This window comes from Vagococcus sp. WN89Y, from assembly GCF_052220145.1.
Lineage (GTDB): Bacteria > Pseudomonadota > Gammaproteobacteria > Enterobacterales > Enterobacteriaceae > Kosakonia.
The window spans coordinates 1-964 of record NZ_JBQPOM010000041.1 but is presented as its reverse complement, the minus strand read 5'-3'; the positions used below and the strand labels follow the sequence as shown (position 1 = coordinate 964).

At 42.3% G+C, this 964-nt stretch carries 1 protein-coding gene; it reads left to right on the top strand.

All coding sequences use genetic code 11. The annotated features are described in order from the left end of the window. On the top strand, positions 1–225 hold a 225-nt coding region (locus ACTU3N_RS14660; RefSeq protein WP_443086875.1), incomplete at its 5' end, for an integrase core domain-containing protein. Positions 226–964 lie beyond the last annotated feature (739 nt).

Sequence of the window (964 nt, the reverse complement as noted above, 5' to 3'; positions counted from 1 at the left end):
CCGGGAACGCCAACAGATAATGCGACGATGGAGTCCTTCAACGGCAGGTTGCGTCAGGAGTGCCTGAACGAGAACTGGTTCATGCCGCTGGAGGATGCGCGGTGCAAAATCGAGGACTGGCGCATACACTATAACCAGAGGCGTCCCCATTCTGCACTGGGCTGGATGACGCCATCTGAATTTGCTGAGAAGTCTGCCGGTTGCCAGAATATGCAGCCAGATTGAAGCCGGTTATTCCGATTACGGCTGGATCATATTCGGGGGCAGGGTCATCAAACCGACATTACTAACTGATCTTTGTATCTAAGGCTGGGGGAAGGTCACATTCCCCAGACAAAAAGTGTGAATATCTCAATTTTCGATTCATTGATCTCAGGAAATATCTTGCGTAATTGAACTATATAGCTAGTATCGGTGATAACCATCGTAACCTACTGTTAAAAGTGCCTGGGTTATTGGTGGCCAGTGATGACAGGGGGGGGACAACCCCTGTCATCGCGACAGACGTAAATCAATTTAATAAATATATTTTCCGACTGGGGAATAATTGCTTTACCTTAAGTAAAGCATGCAACACCACAGATCATCGCTCAATAAATACCAACGTCATTTATTTACGATTAAGCTCACAAAAAACAATTTAAAATTAAAGCGCAAAACAAAATTTGACGATTTAATATGGTAGAGAGTACAGGACAAACTTAAAAACCAAGGTGAAAGACTTCATAAATTTATATAAAAACTTGGTAAAACCCGCTTATTCAATAACTGAAGAAAAAATCATAAGCTGACACCGCTTAACATTATAATGATTGACTATAAACAGGCCCCTTTTTCTGAATCGCCACGGGTTTAACAGACACCTCAGAGTCATTTAAAATGGCTTAAAGAGAGGTGCCTATGAGCGGTAAGCGTTATACCGAAGAGTTTAAAATTGAAGCTGTCAAACAGGTTGTGGATCGTG